This is a genomic window from Micromonospora sp. WMMD956, assembly GCF_029626125.1.
Lineage (GTDB): Bacteria > Actinomycetota > Actinomycetes > Mycobacteriales > Micromonosporaceae > Micromonospora > Micromonospora carbonacea.
This window is the reverse complement of record NZ_JARUBI010000005.1, coordinates 4,584,615-4,603,403: the sequence shown is the minus strand read 5'-3', so window position 1 is coordinate 4,603,403 and position 18,789 is coordinate 4,584,615. Positions and strand designations below refer to the sequence as shown.

Genomic DNA, 18,789 nt, shown 5'->3' with positions numbered 1-18,789 from the left:
GAGGAACGTGTCAGCGTCGAGATCATTCTTGACGCATTCCTCTTGATCACCGGGGGTGCTGGGGTGGCCATCGGGGGGCAGGGTGGGGGCAGGGTGGGTGGGTGGGTGGGTGGGTGATGTCGTATGTGACTCAGCTCCCTAGCGGGCGGGACGGGCCACCTCGACAGCGTCCGGACATCCGGCGGCGCAGCCGCTCGGAGGGCAATCGCTGGCGGGGGCCGGGTTAGCGGCGGAAGGGGCCGGTGATCTCGTACGTGATGCCGTCGGAGCCGGTGACCGCCCCGCTGACGCCCCGCTGCGAGGAGAAGTAGAGGCGGCTGCCGTCCGGGGAGAAGGCCGGGCCGGTCAGCTCCGAGCCCGACTGGCCGAGCAGGCGCAGGAACGGGGTGACCACGCCGGCCGGGGTGATCATGTTGATCTCCATGTTGCCGCCGTCCTCGGCGACGTACAGGTCACCGGAGCGGGTGCCGGTGATGTTGTCGACGCCGGTGAGCGGGGCCGCCCCGGCGGGCACCAGCGAGTCGTCGTACGCCAGGTCGAGGCGCTGGCCGGCGGCGTCGTACGCCCAGACCCGGTTGTCGCCCTTGGTGGTGAACCAGCAGGTGCCCCGGTCGTACCAGCAGCCCTCGCCGCCGTCGAAGTGCTGCGCCGCGCCGACCTGGCGGCGGGTGGGGACGGGAAAGCCGTCGCGGTCGGGCACGTCGGCCCAGGTCACCGGGCCGGTGACCTGACCGGTCGGCGCGCAGAGCACCTGGAGCCGGCCGGTGCGCAGGTCGCCCCAGGTGTCGGGGACGAACCGGTAGAAGCAGCCGTCCTCCTCGTCCTCGGTGAGGTAGACGACGCGCCGGTCGGGGTCGCAGGCGGCGGCCTCGTGGGTGAACCGGCCCATCCGGGTGCGTTCCTCGGCGGCGCGGCTGCCGTCGGGCCAGGTTTCCATGACCCGGCCGAGCGGGGCCTCCTCGCAGGAGAGCCAGGTGCCCCACGGGGTCGCCCCGCCGGCGCAGTTGAGGTTGGTCCCGCCGAGGATCCGGTACGCCGAGGCGATGCTGCCGTCGGCGCGGAACCGCACGGCCGACGTGCCGCCGGCGAGGGGGATCTCGGAGTTGGAGACGTAGATCCAGCCGTCGGGGGCGGGGAAGCACGCGCCGCCGTCGGGGGCCCAGTGCCACAGGTAGGAGGTGCCGGCGACCCGCTGCCCGGAGCGGGCGACCACCCGGCTGGTGAAGCCGGCGGGCAGTTGGATGCCGTTGGCGTCGGCGGCGAGCAGGTCCCCGTACGGGCCGGGGCCGGGCTGGGCCGGCCCGGCGGCGAGGGCCGGCGCGGAGCGGGCGGCGGAGGCCCAGAGGCTGCCGCAGAAGGCGGCGGCCCCGCCGGCGACGGTGGCGCGCAGGACGGTACGACGGTCCATCGGTTACCTCCCGGTAGGGTCGATGCCCCACCGACGGTAGAGCCGGCGGGGCATCGACACCAGTGACTACCCGATGAACGCGGGGTGACGGCTCTCCGGCCCGGCGGGCTCCGGCTCGGCCGCGTCCGGCGCGGCCTGTTCCGCCGCGCCGCCGGCCACGGGTCCGGCCGGGTCGTCCGACTCGCGGATGCCGAAGCGGCGGTAGACCGTGCCGAGCGGGCCGGGGGCCCACCAGTTCCAGCGGCCGAGCAGGCGCATGGTGGCCGGCACGAGCAGCGCCCGCACCAGAGTCGCGTCGACCACGATCGCCACGATCATGCCGATCCCGATCAGCTTGATGTACGCCATCGCGCCGGTGGCGAAGCCGGCGACCACGATGACCAGCAGCAGGGCGGCGGCGGTGATGATCCGGCCGGTGCGTTGCAGGCCGGCGGCCACCGACGCGGTGTTGTCGCCGGTGCGGTCCCACTCCTCGCGGACCCGGGAGAGCAGGAACACCTCGTAGTCGGTGGCCAGGCCGAACAGCACGGCGAGCATGAGGATCACGTTGCTCGGCTCGATGAACCCGGTCGGGGTGAAGCCGAGCAGGCCGGACAGGTGGCCGTCCTGGAAGATCCAGACCACCACGCCGAACGACGCGCCGATGGAGAGCAGGTTCATCAGCACCGCCTTGACCGGCAGCACCACCGAGCCGAACGCGAGGAAGAGCAGCAGCAGGGTCGCGCCGGCCATCAGCAGGGCCATCCAGGGCAGCCGGTCGCCGAGGCTGTCCAGCAGGTCCCGGTCGACGCCGGGCCGGCCGCCGACGAGCACCCGCGCGCCGTCCGGGGCGGGCAGGGCGCGCAGGTCGCCGACGAGGTCCCGGGCGGCGTCGCCGGTCGGCTCGCCGGGGTAGGCGACGGCGAGCAGCGTGGAGGACCCGTCGGTCGCGGCGACCCGCACGCCGGTGACCCCGGGCACCGCCGCGATCCGGTCGGCAAACGGCCCGACCGCGTCGGCCGGCACGCCGGTGACCAGCACGTCGATGGGGGCGATGGTGCCGCCGGGGAACTGTGCGGCGATCCGCTCGGAGACCACCCGGGGCCCGGCGTCGGCCGGCAGCACCCGCTCGTCGACCCCGCCGAACCCGGCGCGCAGGAACGGGGTGGCCAGCAGCCCCAGGATCAGGGCCACCCCGACCAGGTAGGGCACCGGGCGGCGCATCACGCTGCGCGCGATCCGGGCCCAGGCGCCGCCGGTGTCGGCCTGCGCCGGGCCGGCGCGGTGCGCCCCGCGCCGCCACGGCAGCGGTACGCGCACCGCGTCGACCCGGCGGCCGAGCACCGCGAGCAGGGCCGGCAGCACGGTGAGCGCCGCGAGCATGGCGACCAGCACGGCGGCCATCCCGCCGAGGCCCATCGAGCGCAGGAACGGCTGCGGGAAGACCAGCAGGCTGGCCATGGCGAGGGCGACGGTGAGCCCGGAGACCAGCACGGTGCGGCCGGCGGTGGCCATGGTGCGGCGTACCGCCTCGGCGGTGTCGCGCCCGGCGGCGAGCTCCTCGCGGAACCGGCTGACCACGAACAGGGCGTAGTCGACGGCCATGCCGAGGCCGATCAGGGTGATCACGTTGATCGCGAAGACCGACACGTCGGTGACCATGCTGAGCAGGCGGACGGCGACCAGCGCGCCGAGGATGGCGAGCCCGCCGACGAGCAGCGGGGTGGTGGCGGCGACCAGCCCGCCGAAGATCAGCACGAGCAGGACCAGCAGCACCGGCATGGAGAACAGCTCGGCGCGGGTGATGTCCTCGCTGGTCTGCTCGGTGGCGTACCGCTGGAAGGCCACCGCGCCGCCGAGCTCGGTGCGCAGGCCGGGGGCGTCGAACGCGGGCCGCACCGCGTCGAACGCCTCGGCGCGGGCGTCCTCGTCGACGCCGTCGAGCTGGACCAGGGCGTAGGTGGACCGGCGGTCGGTGGAGACCAGGTGGGGCGCCGGGGCGTCGTAGAAGGTGGTCACGCTGGTGACCTCGGGACGCTGGCGCAGCGCCGCGACGGTGCCGGCGACCGGGTCGCGGAACGCCGGCTGGTCGACGGTGGCGGTGTCGCTGGACCAGAGCACGATCACGTCGGCGCCCTGCCGGCCCAGTTCGGCGGTGATCCGCTCGGCCGTGCGGCTGGACTCGCTGGCCGGGTCGGCGAACCCGCCGCCGCTGAGCTGGCCGAAGACGCCGGTCCCCCAGGTCGCGCCGAGCGCCATGAGCGCCACGGCGGCGGCCAGCACGGCCCAGCGGGCCCGCACCACCGCCCGCCCCCACCAGTCGAACATCGCAATCCCCCTCACCGACCGTTAAGGTCGTGGTCAGTAACCATGGCTCTCCGAAGTGAACGCCGTTTACTATTACTACGTCGTTCGCTCCAGTCAAGGGGGTTCACGCATGTCCGCACCGACTCGGCGGGAACGGCTACGCGCGGCCACCCTCTGCGAGATCAAGAACGGGGCGCGCCGGCTGTTGGTGACCGGCGGGGTCGAGGCGGTCTCCCTGCGCGCCATCGCCCGCGACATGGGGATGACCGCGCCCGCCATCTACCGCTACTTCCCCAACCTGGAGGGCCTGGTCGGCGCGCTGACCGGCGACCTCTACGACGAGCTGCGCGCCATCAGCGAGGCGGCCCGGGACACGGCCGGCGACGACCCGGTCGACCAGCTCACGGCCATGTGCCGGGCGATGCGCCGCTGGGCCGTCGCGCACCCCGCCGAGTTCACCCTGATCTTCGGCAACCCCGTCCCGGGGGTCGCCACGTTCACCGACGCCTGCGCCGACGCCGAGCACCCCGGCGCGCGGCTCGGGGCGGTCTTCCTCGCCCCGTTCCTCGCGCTGACCCGGGACGGAGCGCTGCCCGGGCCACCGGCCGACGCGCTGCGCCAGCAGCTCGGCTGCCACCTCGCCCCGCTCACCACCAAGCACGACGACCTGCCGATCGAGGTCGCGTACGCGTTCCTGTCCGCCTGGACCCGACTCTACGGGCTCGTCGCCATGGAGGTCTTCGGCCACCTCGCCTGGGCCGTGGACTCCCCCGAGGCGCTGTTCGAGACCGAACTCGCCGCGCTGTTCGCCCCGCTGCGCGGGACGCCCGGCGCCGGCCCGCCGACCGGGAACGGCGACGGCCCCCCGGCCGGGTCCGCGCGGCACTAGGCTGCCCGAGCATGAGCGAGCGCAGCGGCACGACCGCGACGAGCAAGGCGAGTGAACTGCCGGCCCGCGCCGACGTGGTGGTCGTCGGCTCCGGGCACAACGGGCTGGTCTCGGCGATCCTGCTGGCCCGCGCCGGCCTCGACGTGCTGGTGCTGGAGGCCGCCGGGGTGATCGGCGGGGCCACCCGCACCGAGAACCCGTTCCCGAAGGTCCCCGGGCTGCGCCACTCCACCGGGTCCTACCTGCTCGGCCTGATGCCGCCGGAGCTGCTCGCCACGCTCGACGTGCGCATCCCCGTGCTGCGCCGCGACCCGCACTACTTCCTGCCCACCCCGGGCGGCCCCGGGTCGCCGTACCTGCTGATGGGCAGCGACACGGCCGCCACCCGGCGGCAGCTCACGGAGTTCTTCTCCCCCGCCGACGTGGCCGCCGACGACGCCATGCAGGCCGAGCTGGCCCAGCTCCGCGACGACCTCGCCCCCGCCTGGCTGGCCGAGCCGCTGCCGGTCGAGGAGATCGCGCAGCGGCACGTCCGGCCCGCCCTGCGGCAGGTCTTCGTCGACCTCGTGCGCGGCTCCGTGGCCGACTACCTGGCCCGCTTCGACTTCCGCTCCGAGCTGCTGGTCAGCATGTACGCGGTCACCGACGGCCTCTCCGGGCTCAACGCCGGCCCCGACGACCCCGGGACCGGCCACAACTTCCTCGTCCACAACATGTGCCGGCTGCCCGGCTCCGACGGCACCTGGATGATCGCCGAGGGCGGCATGGGCACCGTCTCGCGCACCTTCGCCGCCGCGGCCCGCGCCGCCGGGGCCACCATCCTGACCGACGCCCCGGTCACCGCGATCACCCTCGACGGCGGCGCGGCCAGCGGCGTGACCCTCGCCGACGGCCGGCACGTGGCCGCGCGGGTGGTGCTCGGGGCGTGCGACCCGTACCGGCTGATGGACCTGCTGCCCGACGGCGCGCTCCCGGCGGAGCTGGGCGCGCGGATGGCGGCCGTCCGCCGGCCCGGCACCACCCTCAAGGTCAACCTGGCGCTGACCGGGCTGCCCCGCTTCTCCTGCCTGCCCGACGACGCGCCCAGCCCGTTCGGCTCCACCATCCACCTGCTGCCCGGGTCGGCGTCGCTGGTCGGCGGCGGGGGCGAGCCGCCGATGGCGGCGCTGCGCGCGATGTGGGCCGACGTGCAGGCCGGGCGGCTGCCCGCCGAGCCCACCATCGAGTGGTACCTGCACACCACCGTCGACCCGTCGCTGTCCGACGCCGAGGGCCACCACTCGTCGGCGCTGTTCGTGCAGTCGGTGCCCTACGCCCTCGCCGACGGCACCTGGGACGCTGCCCTGCCCGGCTACGTCGACCTGCTGATCGGCATCTGCGAGCGGTACGCGCCCGGCACCGGGGACCTGATCGCCGACGCCGTGCCGCTGCCCCCGCCCGGCATCGAGGCGCACTTCGGCATCACCGGCGGGCACATCCACCACGTCGACAACACGGTCAGCTTCACCGACCGGATGCCGTACGCCACCGGCGTCGACGGCGTGTACGCCGGCAGCGCCGGCTGCCACCCGGCGGGCAGCGTCATCGGGGCGGCCGGTCACAACGCGGCCCGCCGCATCCTCGCCGATTGGGGGTAAGGAGGGGCCCCTTGTTAACGCCTACGGTAGAGAGGGGTCCCCTTCTCACCCCGTCGGGCGGGGCGCTCACCCCGTCGGGCGGGGCGCTCAGCCCTCGGCTGGAGCGATCTCCTTCGACGGGGGCAGGTCGCCGGGGCCACGGATCAGGTAGAGGCCCACGAGCAGGAGGTAGGCGACCAGGCTGAGCACCGGGTCGACGAAGACCACCGCGAAGGCGACCACGTAGAGCAGCGGCCCGAGCAGGAACCGGCGGGCCACCGCCCGGGCCAGCCGGGGGTCCAGGTCCGGGTGGAGCAGGTGGCGCCGCCGCGCCCACCACCAGCTCAGGTTGAAGAACAGCGCCTCGCCGAGCACCGTGCCCGCGTAGAGGGCGGCGGTGAGCCGCTGGTCGCCGACCGGGCCGCGCAGGTTGTCCGACAGCAGGTTCGCGGCGAACGGGATGGCCGCGACGAAGAGCAGCAGGAGCAGGTTCAGCACCAGCAGCAGCTGGTCGATGCGGACCACGTACCGCCACATGTTGTGGTGGGTGAGCCACACCTGGCCGACGATCGCGAAGGTGATCACGTACGCCAGGTACGACGGCCACTCGTGGAACAGCGCGCCCGCCAGGTCCGTCCCGGTGGGGTTCTGCGGGGCGAACTGGAGCAGCTCGACCGCCATCAGGGTCAGCACGATGGCGATCACGGCGTCGCTGAACGCCTCCACCCGGGAGGCGTCGCGGGCCATCTCGCTACGCCGGCCGTACCGGTAGCCGGCCCCCTCGTCCGCCCCGCCCGTCACGGCGTCGACCCGCCGGTCACGACTCCGCCCCGCCCGTCACGACTCCATGGTCACCTGCGGGCGGGGCGGAACGGGAAGGAACGGCACAACGGGGATGAACGGGGCGGAAGGTAGGGTCAGGACGTCGGGGCGGACGCGTCCGCGCGGTGCGCCCGGACCTTGTGCCCGACACTGGTCAGGCAGCGCCCGCTGGGCAGGTCGAACTTCCAGCCGTGCAGCTGGCAGGTGAGCTGGTCGCCCTCGACGATGCCGAACCGGGTGAGGTCCGCCTTCAGGTGCGGGCAGCGGCGCTGCACCACCCAGTCGCCGAGGGTGATGTCCTCGGCGTCGCTGGTGCGCTCGTGCTCGTCGTACCAGCCCTCGGCGTACTGGAGGCGCTCCGTGGACAGGCACTTGAAGAAGGCGTACACGAACTCGTTGTACTGGCCGATCCGGGCCGCCGAGAACCGGCAGGACAGGAAGAGCGAGTTGACCCAGTCGACCTCGCCGATGTGCAGCAGGTGCTCCACGAGGGCCCGCTCGGTGCGGAACCGGTAGCGCACCTTCTCGTCGGCGTACGGCCGGACCTCCTTGCCGGGGAAGTCCACCACGATCGACTCGACGGACTCGCCGTCGTAGTCGACCAGGTCGAAGCGGACCGGGCCGCCGACGCCCTTGGCCAGGTAGATCGACTCCTCCAGCAGCGGCTCGATGCGGAGCTTCATCCCGGCCAGCACGTCGACCTCGGGGTGCCGCCAGGACGCCTTCTCCGCCTCGATGACGCCGCGCTTGCGCTCCCGCATCTCCTCCAGGTGGGCCGTCTTGTCCGCGAAGAACTCCTCGACCGGCTGCGGGTGGGTGGTGGTCGCCCCCGAGGTGGTCACCTCGGCGACGCTGCCCGGCAGCAGCACGATGCCGTTGGTGCCGCCGACCTTCGCGTACTCGGCGAGGAAGACCGACTGGTCGGGGAAGATGTTGCCCTCGTCGCCGTGGATGTCGTTGAACTGCCACAGGTCGTCGTCGAGGAAGCACGGCGGGCCGGCGATCGGGAAGACGTGGTCGGCCTTCAGGTCGGCGATGTAGCGCCAGGTGCGGTCGAACTGCCGCTCCCGCTTCTGCTTGCCGAACGCGGTCTTCGCCGACTGCGGCAGCTCGTAGACCATCGGATACCAGATCGCCCCGGAGAACTGGAGCAGGTGCGCGTGCACGTGCCCCAACTCGGCGAAGACGCTCAGGTCGGTCGGGCGGGCGTCATTCTGGTTGAGCAGCCGCACCCCCTCGTGCTCCACCCACAGCGAGGAGTCGCCGATCGGGCCGTCGGTCGGGCTGGTGAGCGCCTGGATCATGATCCGCAGGCCGCCGTCGAGCTCCACGACCTGCTCGTTCGGGGCCCGCAGGAACTTCGTGAAGCCCAGCGCCCGCAGCTCGTCCTCCATCTCGGAGGTGGGGAACTCGGGCAGCAGGACGGTGGCGTCCTTGGACACGAAGTCGCGCAGGTGCGCGGCGTCGAAGTGGTCCCGGTGCAGGTGCGACACGTACAGGTAGTCGACGTCGCCGAGGGTCTCCCAGTCGAGCTGGGAGTTGTCGGGGAACGGGAACCACGAGGCGAAGTAGGCGGGATTGACCCACGGGTCGCACAGGATGCTGCCCGCGGCCGTGTCGATCCGCATGCTGGCGTGTCCCGTACCGGTCACTCGCACCGCAGTCCCCCTCAAAAAGACAATCAAGGTGTACGTCCCGACGCTACCGGAGGCAGTCTGGCCGCCGGCCCGCGACGCCGGTAGTGCCGTCCGGCCCGGGTCCTCCGGCCTCCGGCCGGTCCACTCGGCGCGGGTGGCCGGCACGGGGCACCGGCGGCGGCTGCGGGCCGGTGTGTGCCGGGCCGGCGGGAAACCCCCACCGCACGAGGTCAGCCGCGGGGCGTGCCAGACTAACCGGAGATCCGATCGCGAGGGAAGGACCGACAGTGGCAGGAAGCGAGCCGGTGACGTCGCCAGATCAGCACAAGCCCGGGCACCGCAAGGCCGGGCGGATCGGCGCGGTGGTCTCCGCGCTGGCGCTGTTGGCCATGCTGTGCGGCAACCACGAGGGCAGGGTCGAGGACATCTGGCTGGTGGGCCTGGCCGTGCTGCTGCTGGCCATCGTCGTGGGCGACACGGTGCTGCGCCGCAACGGCCTGCGGTCCTGACCCCGGCCGGACCGGCAACGCGCGAAGGGCCCGCCCCGTCGGGGTGGGCCCTTCGTCGTGTCCGCGTGCCCGGCGGCGCGGGCGGATCGCCCGCGCCCGCCGGACGGTCAGCGGCCGAAGAGGATGTCCTGGACGTCCTTGAGCGCGGCGTCGACCTCGGCCTCGAAGTAGCCGCCCGGGACCAGGCCGAAGCGCAGGGTGTCCAGGTCCTTCGGGTTGACCGGCATCGGGCCCCGGCCGGCCATCCCACCGAGGATGCCCTCGAAGAGCCGGTCGACCTGGTCCGGGTCGTATCCACTGCCGAACCGGCGCACCTGGAAACTGCGGCGGATCTGGTCCACCCGGTGCAGGTCGCTGCCGGGCGGACCGGCCATCGGCGGGCCACCGGCCGGCGGGCCACCGACGGACGGGCCACCCATCGGGGGGCCGCCCACGGGCGGGCCGGCCAGCGGCGGCGGGCCCCCGATCGGCTGCGGCGGCATGGGCGGGGGCCCGGCCGGGCCACGGCCGCGCAGCTCACGAAGGTCGCGCTCGGGCATCCGGATCTCGGCGGTCATGTCGGCCCGCCCGTGCCGGCCCGCCTCGAAGCCGTCGAAGCGCTGCTCGTCGGGGGCGTAGCCGCCGGGGCCCGGGGGCAGGCCCCGGGGCGGCGGGCCGCCGGGACCCATGCCAGGGCCGGGACCCATGCCAGGGCCGGGACCCATGCCAGGGCCGGGACCCATGCCAGGGCCGGGACCCATCGGGCCGCCCGGACCCAGCGGGCCGCCGCCCGGGCCGCGAGGTGCGTCGTAGCCGCCGCGAGGCCCGTCGTAGCCGCCGCCGGAGAAGCCACCGGTCGGCTCGTCGTATCCGCCGCCGCCGGAGAAGCCGCCGGTCGGCTCGTCGTACCGGCCGTAGCGGTCGCCGGGCGGGCCGGCCTGCGCCGGCATCGGCCGGGGCGGCATGGGCTGCGGCATCGGCGCGGGCCCCCGGTCGTCGCGCAGGAGCGGCCCACGGTCGTCGCGCATCGGCAGGGGGCCGCGGTCGTCGCGCATCGGGACGGGCCCCCGGTCGTCCCGCATCGGCGGGCCCATCCGGTCCGGCGGGCCCATCCGGTCGGACATCCGGGGGTCTGCGCCGCGACCGGGCGAGCCGCCGCGCTCCTCCAGCTCGGCCAGTTGCCGCTCGACGCGGTCGAGGTGCAGGTCGACCTGCCACTCGTCGTAGCCGTTGAAGCGGACCCGGAAGACGACGTCGTGAACCTCCTGGGAGGCCACGGGCGCGCCAACGGGCCGGCCGTCGAGCGTCGCCTCGACCCGGTCCAGGAAGGCGTCCACCTCGTCGACCTTGTATCCCCGGCGGAGCGCCTTGCGCCGGAAACGCTGACCCTGACTCGCCACTATGTCTCCTGGTCTCGTTCGGTACGCCCCGTCACGCCGTTGCCTCCTGCGGCGTCCCGCTGTCCCCGTCGCCGGCGGCGGCGAGCTGCCCGCACGCGCCGTCGATCTCGCGCCCCCTGGTGTCCCGGACCGTCGTCGAGACCCCGGCGGCGCGCAGACGCCGGACGAACTCCCGCTCGACGGGCTTCGGGCTCGCGTCCCACCGGCTGCCCGGGGTCGGGTTGAGCGGGATGAGGTTGACGTGGGCCAACCTGCCGGCCAGCAGCTTGCCGAGGAGGTCGGCCCGCCACGGCTGGTCGTTCACGTTTTTGATCATCGCGTATTCGATCGACACCCGACGCCCCGTGCGGGCCGCGTAGTCCCACGCCGTGTCCAGCACCTCGGCGACCTTCCACCGCTGGTTGACCGGCACGAGTTCGTCGCGCAGCTCATCATCGGGCGCGTGCAGGGACAACGCAAGGGTCACCGACAGGTCTTCGCTGGCCAGCCGCCGGATCGCCGGCACCAGGCCGACCGTGGAGACCGTGATGTGCCGCTGGGACAGGCCGAGCCCCTCGGGGGCGGGGGCGACCAGCCTGCGGATCGCCGCGACGACGCGCGAGTAGTTGGCCAACGGCTCACCCATGCCCATGAACACGACGTGGGACAGCCGCGGCGGTGAGCCGGCGACCGCGCCGGAGGCGGCCACGCCAGCCAGGTAGACCGCCTGGTCGACGATCTCGGCCGTCGACAGGTTGCGGGTCAACCCGGCCTGGCCGGTAGCGCAGAACGGGCAGGCCATGCCGCAGCCCGCCTGGCTGGAGATGCAGACGGTCACGCGGTCCGGATATCCCATCAGCACGCTCTCCACCAGCGAGCCGTCGTGCAGCCGCCAGAGCGCCTTGCGGGTGGCGCCGTCGTCGCAGGCGAGCTCGCGGACCGGGGTGAGCAGGGTGGGCAGCAGCTCGGCGGCCAGCCTGTCCCGGGTGGCCGCGGGCAGGTCGGTCATCGACGCGGCGTCGCGGACCAGGCGGCCGAAGTAGTGGGTGGACATCTGCTTCGCGCGGAACGCCGGCTCGCCCAGCTCGGCCACCAGGGCCTGCCGGGCGGGCAGGTCGAGGTCGGCGAGGTGGCGGGGCGGCATGGCCGCGCGGCGTGCGGCGGGGATGTCCGGGGTGACGGGGATCAGGGGAAGGCTCGTCATGACCCGTCCAGTCTCCCACGCCGTTCGCCCGACGCACCTGGCCGGAGGTGCCGAATCGGACCCGACCACGCGGCCGGAACGGGCTGACCGGCGTGATTCATGCCTCAGCCCACCACCGGGACGAAGACCGCCAGCAACAGGTACGCGGTGGGCACCGCGAACAGGATCGAGTCGAGGCGGTCCATCAGGCCGCCGTGCCCGGGCAGCAGGTTGCTCATGTCCTTCACGCCGAGATCCCGCTTGATCATGGACTCGGCCAGGTCGCCGAGGACCGCCGCGCAGGACACGGCCACGCCGAACAGGGCGCCCCACCAGGGGGCCACGTCGAACAGCAGCCAGATCAGCAGGGCGCTGCCCGCCGCCGCCGCGGTGACCGAGCCGCCGAAGCCCTCCCAGGACTTCTTCGGGCTGATCGAGGGCGCCATCGGGTGCTTGCCGAGATTGGCTCCCGCCGCGTACCCGCCGGTGTCGGAGAGCACCACCGCGACCAGGGTTACCAGCACGCGCAGGTGCCCGTCGCCGGGCGCGGCGGCGAGCATCGCCGCGAAGCCGCCGAGGAACGGCACGTACACGGCGATGAGGGTGGCCGCCGTCAGGTCGCGCTGGTAGTCGCCCGGCCCGTCGCCCAGCCGCCAGATCATCGTGCCGAGCACGGTGACCAGCAGGCCGAGACAGAGCGCGTCGGGGCCGGCGAACCAGGCCAGGCCGATCGTGAGCACGCCACCGGCGATCAGCGGCACCAGCGGCGGATGGGCCCCGCTGCGGCGGACCGCCCGGGCCATCTCCCAGCTGCCGATCGCGATCGCGGCGGCGAGCACGAGGAGGAAGGCGGGCAGGTAGAAGAAGAGCGGCAGCAGGACGGCCGCGCCGAGGCCGACGCCCACCCCGATCGCCGCCGGCAGGTTGCGGCCGGCGCGGCCGGCCGGGGCCTGCTGGGTGGGCGGACGCTCCGCGCTCGCCCGTCGCCGGCCGGGCCCGCGCCGGCCCCGGGGCGGCTCAGGCTCGGCGACGTCGCCGGCCGGCCCGTCCGACGGGTACGCCGGACCGGCCGGCTCGTCGGGCGGGTACGCCGGCCCCGTCGGCGGGTGGGCGGGGAAGGGCCCGTCGGGCTCGGGAGCGAAGCGGCCGCCCGCCCCGGGGGCGCCACGCCAGCCCGGCGGGTCGACGGGGTCACCGGGTCGCGGCGGCTCGTCGGGCACCGGGCGGGCGCCGTACGGGTCGGTGGCGTCGGCGTCGAACGGCTCCGGCCGCCCCGCCGGGCGGCGCGTCTCGGGCCGACCGCCCGGCGCCACCGGGGCGTACGCGTCGGTGGTGGCGCTGCGGGCCCACTGCCCCGGCTCCAGCTCGCGGTCGGGCCAGGGGAGCGCGGCGGGGGCGTCCGGCCGGTCCCAGCTGCGGGACTCGGGGCTGCGGTAGGGGTCGAGGTGGGACATCACGCACCGAGCGGACGCGGTACGGGGTTCACCACATGACGTACGACCAAGACCATCCCCTACGACGACTGTTCCGTCCGATTGACCGGCGCGACGGCCGGGCGATCCCGCCCGTTCACCGCGTGGTGGCCGGAATCGTGCCGAGCCTACTGCACGGGTCGCCCCGGGAGGGTGGACGAGCCCTCCGTGCGCCGCCGGCGGTGCGCCCCGGGTTCGCCCGGTTCCGGCCCGTGACGACGGAGGCACCGGCGCCGCCGCCCGACGACGGCGGCACACCGGTGCCACGACAACAGGTCTCGCGTGCCGGCCCGGGGGCCGGTCGCGGCTCAGACCTCGAGCAGCTCGCTCTCCTTGTGCTTGACCAGCTCGTCGACGGTGGCCACGAACTTCTGGGTCAGGTCGTCGAGGTCCTTCTCGGCGCGGCGGCCCTCGTCCTCACCGACCTCGCCGTCCTTGACCAGCCGGTCCAGCTCCTCCTTGCCCTTGCGGCGGATGTTGCGCACCGCCACCTTGGCCTCCTCGCCCTTGTGCCGGGCCACCTTGATCATCTCGCGGCGGCGCTCCTCGGTCATCTGCGGGAGCAGGATGCGCAGCTGGTTGCCCTCGTTGTTCGGGTTCACGCCGAGGTCCGAGTCGCGGATTGCCCGCTCCATCGCGCCGATCTGCGAGTTGTCGTACGGCTTGATGATGACCATGCGCGGCTCGGGGACCCCGATGGACGCCATCTGGGGCAGCGGCGTGGGGGTGCCGTAGTAGTCGATGATGACCTTGGAGAACATGGCGGCGTTGGCGCGACCGGTGCGGATGGCGCCGAACTCCTCCTTGGCGTGCTCGATGGCCCGCTCCATCTTCTCCTCGGCCTCGAGGAGGGTGTCGTCGATCACCGGTCTCCTCGCCTCCTTCTTTGTGCTCGTCGTGGGCTGTGCTGTGTGTCGCGGGGCCGCCTCGCGCGGCCCCCGGCCGCTCAGGCGGTGATCAGGGTGCCGATCTTGTCGCCACCCACCGCGCGGATGATCGTGTCGTCGCCCTGCGCGCCGAAGACCAGCATCGGCAGGCCGTTCTCCATGCAGAGGCTGAACGCGGCCGCGTCGGCGACCCGCAGGTTGCGGCGGAGCACCTCGGAGAAGGTGATCGAGTCGAGCTTGCTGGCGGTCGGGTCGATCCGGGGGTCGGCGGTGTAGACGCCGTCCACGCCGTTCTTGCTCATCAGCACCACGTCGGCCCGGATCTCCAGCGCCCGCTGGGCGGCCACGGTGTCGGTGGAGAAGTAGGGCATGCCCGCGCCGGCGCCGAAGATGACGACCCGGCCCTTCTCCAGGTGCCGGATCGCGCGCAGCGGGATGTAGGGCTCGGCGACCTGGGCCATCGTGATGGCGCTCTGCACCCGGGTCTCGATGCCCTCCTTCTCCAGGAAGTCCTGGAGGGCCAGGCAGTTCATCACGGTGCCCAGCATGCCCATGTAGTCGGCGCGGGCGCGGTCCATGCCCCGCTTCTGCAGCTCCGCGCCGCGGAAGAAGTTGCCGCCGCCGACCACCACGGAGACCTGCACGCCGCGGCGTACCACGGTGGCGATCTGCCGCGCGATGGCCTGGACGACGTCGGGGTCGACGCCGATCGCGCCGCCGCCGAAGACCTCGCCGGAGAGCTTCAGCACCACCCGGCGGGCCCGTCCCGGCGGTGGGGCGGTCGGATCCTCCGCCGCCAGGCTCCGGTCACTCACAACCTGCGTCATCCGCCCCGCCCTTCCCCGGCCGCACCCCACGTGCGCCGGTTACCGCGTACCTGCCGTCGCTGACCCTACGCCGCCGCTCCGGCCGCGCGGGCCAGGCATGTGACGAGGAGGCCGCGGTGCCTGTCACGTACACCAGCGGCCTCCTCGTCGACGTTCCCTGCCCACGGGCGCGCATCAGGCGCCCGACCGGCGGCTCAGGCCTGGCCGACCTCGAACCGCAGGAAGCGGGTCACCTCGATGCCGGCCTCGGCCAGCACCTGCTTCACGGTCTTCTTGTTGTCGGCGACCGACGCCTGCTCGATCAGGACGTAGTCCTTGAAGAACGCGTTGACCCGGCCCTCGACGATCTTCGGCAGCGCCGCCGCGGGCTTGTTCTCCTCGCGGGCGGTCTGCTCGGCGATGCGCCGCTCGGACTCGACGACGTCGGCCGGCACCTCGTCCCGGGTGAGGTACTTCGGCCGCATCGCGGCGATCTGCATGGCGACGCCCCGGGCGTCGGCGTCCCCGGCCTCGTCGGTCTTGCCGGCGTACTCCACCAGCACGCCGACCGCCGGCGGCAGGTCCTGGCTCTTGCGGTGCAGGTAGACCGCGACGGTGCCGTCCAGCTTGGCGAAGCGGTTGAGCACCAGCTTCTCGCCGATCTTGGCGGACTGCTCCTGGATCAGGTCGGCGACCGGCTTGCCGTCGATGCTGCTGGCGAGCAGCTCCTCGGCGGAGGCCGCGCCGCTGGCCTCGCCGTGCTCGACGAGCTGCTGGGCCAGCGCGATGAAGGCGTCGTTCTTGGCGACGAAGTCGGTCTCGCAGTTGAGCTCCAGCAGCGCCTTGCCCGAGTGGGCGACCAGGCCGTTGGCGGCCGTGCGGCCGGCCCGCTTGCCGACGTCCTTCGCGCCCTTGACGCGCAGGATCTCGATGGCCTTGTCGAAGTCGCCCTCGGCCTCGGTCAGCGCCTTCTTGGAGTCCATCATGCCGGCGCCGGTGAGGTCGCGGAGCTTCTTGACGTCCGCGGCGGTGAAGTTGGACATGACTCTCTCTTCGGTGTTGGGACTCGGTGGGTTGGTCTGGGGGCCGGGTGGGTCGGGCCGGGGCCGGTCACCCGGGTCCGGGCCGGGCGCGCCCGGCGTGCCCGCCGCGCCCCGCCGCCCGGGAAAACGGACGGCGGGCGCGCGGCGGCGCGGTCACTCCGCTGCGGCGGCCGCCGGCTGCTCGGCCGGCTGCTCGGCGGCGGGCTGCGCCGGCTGCTCGTCGGCCTTCTTCGGCTCCTCCAGCAGCTCGCGCTCCCACTCGGCCAGCGGCTCGTCGGCGCCGACCTGACCCGGCTCCGGCTTCTCGTCGCCGCCCCGGCGACGGCCCGAGCGGGCGATCAGGCCGTCGGCGACGGCGGCGGCCACGACCCGGGTCAGCAGCTCGGCCGAGCGGATCGCGTCGTCGTTGCCCGGGATCGGGAAGTCGACCTCGTCGGGGTCGCAGTTGGTGTCGAGCACCGCGATCACCGGGATGCCCAGCTTGCGGGCCTCGTCGACGGCGATGTGCTCCTTCTTGGTGTCGACGATCCAGACCGCGGCCGGGAGCTTCTGCATGTCCCGCAGACCGCCGAGGGTCTTGGTGAGCTTGATCTTCTCGCGGGAGAGCTGCAGGGTCTCCTTCTTGGTGTAACCGGCGGCGGTGCCGCTCAGGTCACCCAGCGCCTCCAGCTCCTTCATCCGCTGGAGCCGCTTGTACACCGTCTGGAAGTTGGTCAGCATGCCGCCGAGCCAGCGGTGGTTGACGTACGGCTGGCCGACCCGGGTCGCCTGCTCGGCGATGGCCTCCTGGGCCTGCTTCTTGGTGCCCACGAAGAGGATGCTGCCGCCCTCGGCCACCGTGTTGCGCACGAAGTCGTACGCCTTCTCGATGTAGTCGAGGGTCTGGCGCAGGTCGATGATGTAGATACCGTTGCGCTCGGTGAAGATGAAGCGCTTCATCTTCGGGTTCCAGCGCCGGGTCTGGTGCCCGAAGTGGACACCGCTCTCCAGCAGCTGACGCATGGTCACGACGGCCATGGTGGGGTACTCCTTGTGATCCCTGGTTGCTCCGCCCGGCCGGCGGCCGGGCGTCCTGGCGCCCGGTCGCCGGCCGTGGTGGGCCCGATCATGATCGGGACCAGGGAGGCCGCCGCCCCACGAGACGTGGAGAGGGCGCGCGAGGTCGACCGCGCGAGGCGGTCGCCAAGCGCCCAGTGTACGCCCCTGCCCGGCGCGCGGCTCAGCGGGCGGCCGAGCGCGGCGGGTCAGGGCGGGCGGCGCGGCTCAGCCGGCGGCGAGCGCGGCGGCGAGGAACAGCACCAGCCCCACCGTCAGGTACGCCGTCGGCGGGCGGAGCCAGCCCCGGCCGCCCTCGGCGAGCGCGAGGCCGCCCGTGCGCAGCCCGTAGAGCCCGATGCCGAAGATCGGCAGCCCGCCGGCCAGGAAGATGCCCACCACGACGTCGGCCGCCGACAGCGGGTCGCCGAGCACGCCGTGGCTCAGCACCCGCAGGGCCGGGACCTCGAAGGCCGCCACCAGCACCGCGATCAGCACGGCGAGCGCCGGGCGACGGGTGCGGTAGACGCCGTCGGAGGGCGCCGGGCCGGGACGGCGCAGCCCGTCCGGGGCGTACGCCGGGTCGAGGCCGGGCGGCGGCAGGTCGGGGCGGGGCGCCACCGGGGGCATGGGCCCGGTCGGCAGGTCCAGCGGATGCCGCTCGGCGGCGCGCGCCGGCTCCACGGCGGTGGCGCTGCCCGCGCCCCGGTCCACCGGGCCCCACTCCCCCACGCCCCGGTCCGCCGGCTCGTCCGGGCGGCCGGGCTCGGCGCGGCGGCCCGGCTCGCCGGGGCGGCCGAGGTCAGCGGGACGGCCGAGGTCAGCGGAGCGGCCCGACTCGCTGGGGCGGCCGGGCTCGATGATCGGGTATCCGCCGAGCGGCGCGGCGCGCGGCGGCTCCGCGCCGCGTCCCACCGGGTCGACGCCGAGCGGGTCCGCGTCGAGCGGGGCATCCCGCGGGCCCGCCTCGCGCGCCGGACCGGACAGCAGGGCGCTGTCCCGGGCCGGGCCGGGCAACGGCCGGTCGTCGTACGCCGGGGCGGACAGCGGCCGGTCCTCGTAGGCCGGGCCGGGCAACGGGCGGTCGTCGTGCGCCAGACCGGCGAGCGACCGGTCGTCGTGCGCCGGGGCGGACAGCGAGCGGTCCTCCTGCCCCGGCGCCGCCAGCGGCGTGGGGCGCTGCCCGATGGTCAGCGGGAACTCGACGGCCCGCTGGGCGGGCGGCAGCGGGAACGCGACGGAGTGCTGACCGGCCGGCAGCGCCACGTCGGCGGACGGGGCCGGCTCGGCGGCCCGCGCCGCCCGGCGCGCCTCCCGTTCGGCGGCGAGCTCGTCCATCGACACCCCGAACGAGCCTGTGTCGGCCCGGCGGGACCGCGCCGGACGGTAACTGTCCGTATCGGGGTCGGTGGACCCGAACGCGTCGTCCGCGCCGTGCCGCCCGGTCTCGCCGTACCGGCTCACGGGTGGGTCGGTCAGCTCGTCGTAGCGCCGCTCTCCGGTGTCGCCGCGCTGGTCAGCGGCTCGGAGATCGTCGGCTCGATAGCGTTCTTCGCCCGCCGGGCGCCAGTCCGACTCGCCGTACCCGCGCTCGCCGGGGTACCAACGAGACTCCTGATCTTCGGGAAAGCTCCGTCGTGCGTTCACGATCGGCACCGTATGTGACAGGCGCACCCCCGCGCCATCCGGACGGACGGCGCGCCGGCGGCGACACCCCCCGGGAGCACCCGGAAACGGGCACCGTCCGGGCGTCGGCACGTAGCACACCAAGGGCATGATCGTCCGTTCGTCCACAACCGCCTCCGTCGTCCACAGGCGTACGGCGGAGGCGAGCGCGG

14 protein-coding genes and 1 pseudogene are annotated in these 18,789 nt (G+C 74.1%); 3 read left to right on the top strand and 12 right to left on the bottom strand.

Annotated elements, in window-relative coordinates; all coding sequences use genetic code 11:
• Positions 1 to 223: 223 nt before the first annotated feature.
• Together O7628_RS20875 and O7628_RS20870 are read right to left on the bottom strand one after the other, a co-directional pair.
• Positions 224 to 1,408, bottom strand: coding sequence for an alkaline phosphatase PhoX (locus O7628_RS20875; RefSeq protein WP_278132944.1), 1,185 nt, complete (start codon positions 1,406 to 1,408; stop codon positions 224 to 226).
• A 66-nt stretch (positions 1,409 to 1,474) separates the two neighbouring features.
• Positions 1,475 to 3,715, bottom strand: coding sequence for an MMPL family transporter (locus O7628_RS20870; RefSeq protein ID WP_278132942.1), 2,241 nt, complete (start codon positions 3,713 to 3,715; stop codon positions 1,475 to 1,477).
• Positions 3,716 to 3,824: 109 nt separating this feature from the next.
• On the opposite strand from O7628_RS20870, the gene O7628_RS20865 reads away from it, so the two are divergent.
• Both O7628_RS20865 and O7628_RS20860 read left to right on the top strand, forming a co-directional pair.
• Positions 3,825 to 4,583, top strand: coding sequence for a TetR/AcrR family transcriptional regulator (locus tag O7628_RS20865; RefSeq protein WP_278132940.1), 759 nt, complete (start codon positions 3,825 to 3,827; stop codon positions 4,581 to 4,583).
• A gap of 11 nt (positions 4,584 to 4,594) precedes the next feature.
• A complete protein-coding gene (locus O7628_RS20860) occupies positions 4,595 to 6,220 on the top strand; it encodes an NAD(P)/FAD-dependent oxidoreductase (protein WP_278132938.1) in 1,626 nt (541 codons plus the stop codon).
• Between the two features lie 87 nt (positions 6,221 to 6,307).
• On the opposite strand, the gene O7628_RS20855 is transcribed toward O7628_RS20860, so the two are convergent.
• Together O7628_RS20855 and O7628_RS20850 are read right to left on the bottom strand one after the other, a co-directional pair.
• Positions 6,308 to 6,946 carry a TMEM175 family protein gene (locus O7628_RS20855; protein WP_278136369.1) on the bottom strand — a complete coding sequence of 213 codons (639 nt, stop codon included), beginning with the start codon at positions 6,944 to 6,946 and terminating at the stop codon, positions 6,308 to 6,310.
• A 170-nt stretch (positions 6,947 to 7,116) separates the two neighbouring features.
• Entirely contained in the window at positions 7,117 to 8,679 is a 1,563-nt protein-coding gene (locus O7628_RS20850; protein ID WP_278132936.1) for a Rieske 2Fe-2S domain-containing protein, read from the bottom strand.
• A 266-nt stretch (positions 8,680 to 8,945) separates the two neighbouring features.
• Here O7628_RS20850 and O7628_RS20845 point away from each other — a divergent pair, with 266 nt between their 5' ends.
• Positions 8,946 to 9,167, top strand: coding sequence for a DUF2631 domain-containing protein (locus O7628_RS20845; RefSeq protein WP_096761598.1), 222 nt, complete (start codon positions 8,946 to 8,948; stop codon positions 9,165 to 9,167).
• 107 nt (positions 9,168 to 9,274) lie between these two features.
• Here O7628_RS20845 and O7628_RS20840 read toward each other — a convergent pair whose 3' ends face one another.
• The 8 genes and pseudogenes from O7628_RS20840 to O7628_RS32700 all read right to left on the bottom strand — a co-directional run.
• Positions 9,275 to 10,546, bottom strand: a complete 1,272-nt coding sequence (locus O7628_RS20840; RefSeq protein WP_278132933.1) for a DivIVA domain-containing protein — start codon at positions 10,544 to 10,546, stop codon at positions 9,275 to 9,277.
• Between the two features lie 31 nt (positions 10,547 to 10,577).
• Positions 10,578 to 11,729 carry a 23S rRNA (adenine(2503)-C(2))-methyltransferase RlmN gene (gene rlmN, locus O7628_RS20835; RefSeq protein ID WP_278132931.1) on the bottom strand — a complete coding sequence of 384 codons (1,152 nt, stop codon included), beginning with the start codon at positions 11,727 to 11,729 and terminating at the stop codon, positions 10,578 to 10,580.
• A gap of 104 nt (positions 11,730 to 11,833) precedes the next feature.
• The gene (locus O7628_RS20830) at positions 11,834 to 13,162 is read right to left on the bottom strand and encodes a phosphatidate cytidylyltransferase (RefSeq protein WP_278136368.1); all 1,329 of its coding nucleotides are present in this window, start codon (positions 13,160 to 13,162) and stop codon (positions 11,834 to 11,836) included.
• Positions 13,163 to 13,488: 326 nt separating this feature from the next.
• The gene (gene frr, locus O7628_RS20825) at positions 13,489 to 14,046 is read right to left on the bottom strand and encodes a ribosome recycling factor (protein WP_043962359.1); all 558 of its coding nucleotides are present in this window, start codon (positions 14,044 to 14,046) and stop codon (positions 13,489 to 13,491) included.
• An 80-nt stretch (positions 14,047 to 14,126) separates the two neighbouring features.
• A complete protein-coding gene (gene pyrH, locus O7628_RS20820) occupies positions 14,127 to 14,894 on the bottom strand; it encodes a UMP kinase (RefSeq protein WP_074473835.1) in 768 nt (255 codons plus the stop codon).
• Between the two features lie 194 nt (positions 14,895 to 15,088).
• Positions 15,089 to 15,916, bottom strand: a complete 828-nt coding sequence (gene tsf, locus O7628_RS20815; RefSeq protein WP_278132928.1) for a translation elongation factor Ts — start codon at positions 15,914 to 15,916, stop codon at positions 15,089 to 15,091.
• A 153-nt stretch (positions 15,917 to 16,069) separates the two neighbouring features.
• Entirely contained in the window at positions 16,070 to 16,933 is an 864-nt protein-coding gene (rpsB, locus tag O7628_RS20810; RefSeq protein WP_043962356.1) for a 30S ribosomal protein S2, read from the bottom strand.
• A 246-nt stretch (positions 16,934 to 17,179) separates the two neighbouring features.
• Positions 17,180 to 17,608 (bottom strand): annotated as a pseudogene (locus tag O7628_RS32700) (hypothetical protein); the annotation flags it as partial.
• Positions 17,609 to 18,789 lie beyond the last annotated feature (1,181 nt).

Coding starts and splice junctions, on each gene's coding strand:
- O7628_RS20875 (WP_278132944.1), bottom strand. CDS start 1,408: ATGGACCGTCGTACCGTCCTGCGCGCCACCGTCGCCGGCGGGGCCGCC.
- O7628_RS20870 (WP_278132942.1), bottom strand. CDS start 3,715: ATGTTCGACTGGTGGGGGCGGGCGGTGGTGCGGGCCCGCTGGGCCGTG.
- O7628_RS20865 (WP_278132940.1), top strand. CDS start 3,825: ATGTCCGCACCGACTCGGCGGGAACGGCTACGCGCGGCCACCCTCTGC.
- O7628_RS20860 (WP_278132938.1), top strand. CDS start 4,595: ATGAGCGAGCGCAGCGGCACGACCGCGACGAGCAAGGCGAGTGAACTG.
- O7628_RS20855 (WP_278136369.1), bottom strand. CDS start 6,946: ATGGCCCGCGACGCCTCCCGGGTGGAGGCGTTCAGCGACGCCGTGATC.
- rlmN (WP_278132931.1), bottom strand. CDS start 11,729: ATGACGAGCCTTCCCCTGATCCCCGTCACCCCGGACATCCCCGCCGCA.
- O7628_RS20830 (WP_278136368.1), bottom strand. CDS start 13,162: ATGTCCCACCTCGACCCCTACCGCAGCCCCGAGTCCCGCAGCTGGGAC.
- pyrH (WP_074473835.1), bottom strand. CDS start 14,894: ATGACGCAGGTTGTGAGTGACCGGAGCCTGGCGGCGGAGGATCCGACC.
- tsf (WP_278132928.1), bottom strand. CDS start 15,916: ATGTCCAACTTCACCGCCGCGGACGTCAAGAAGCTCCGCGACCTCACC.
- rpsB (WP_043962356.1), bottom strand. CDS start 16,933: ATGGCCGTCGTGACCATGCGTCAGCTGCTGGAGAGCGGTGTCCACTTC.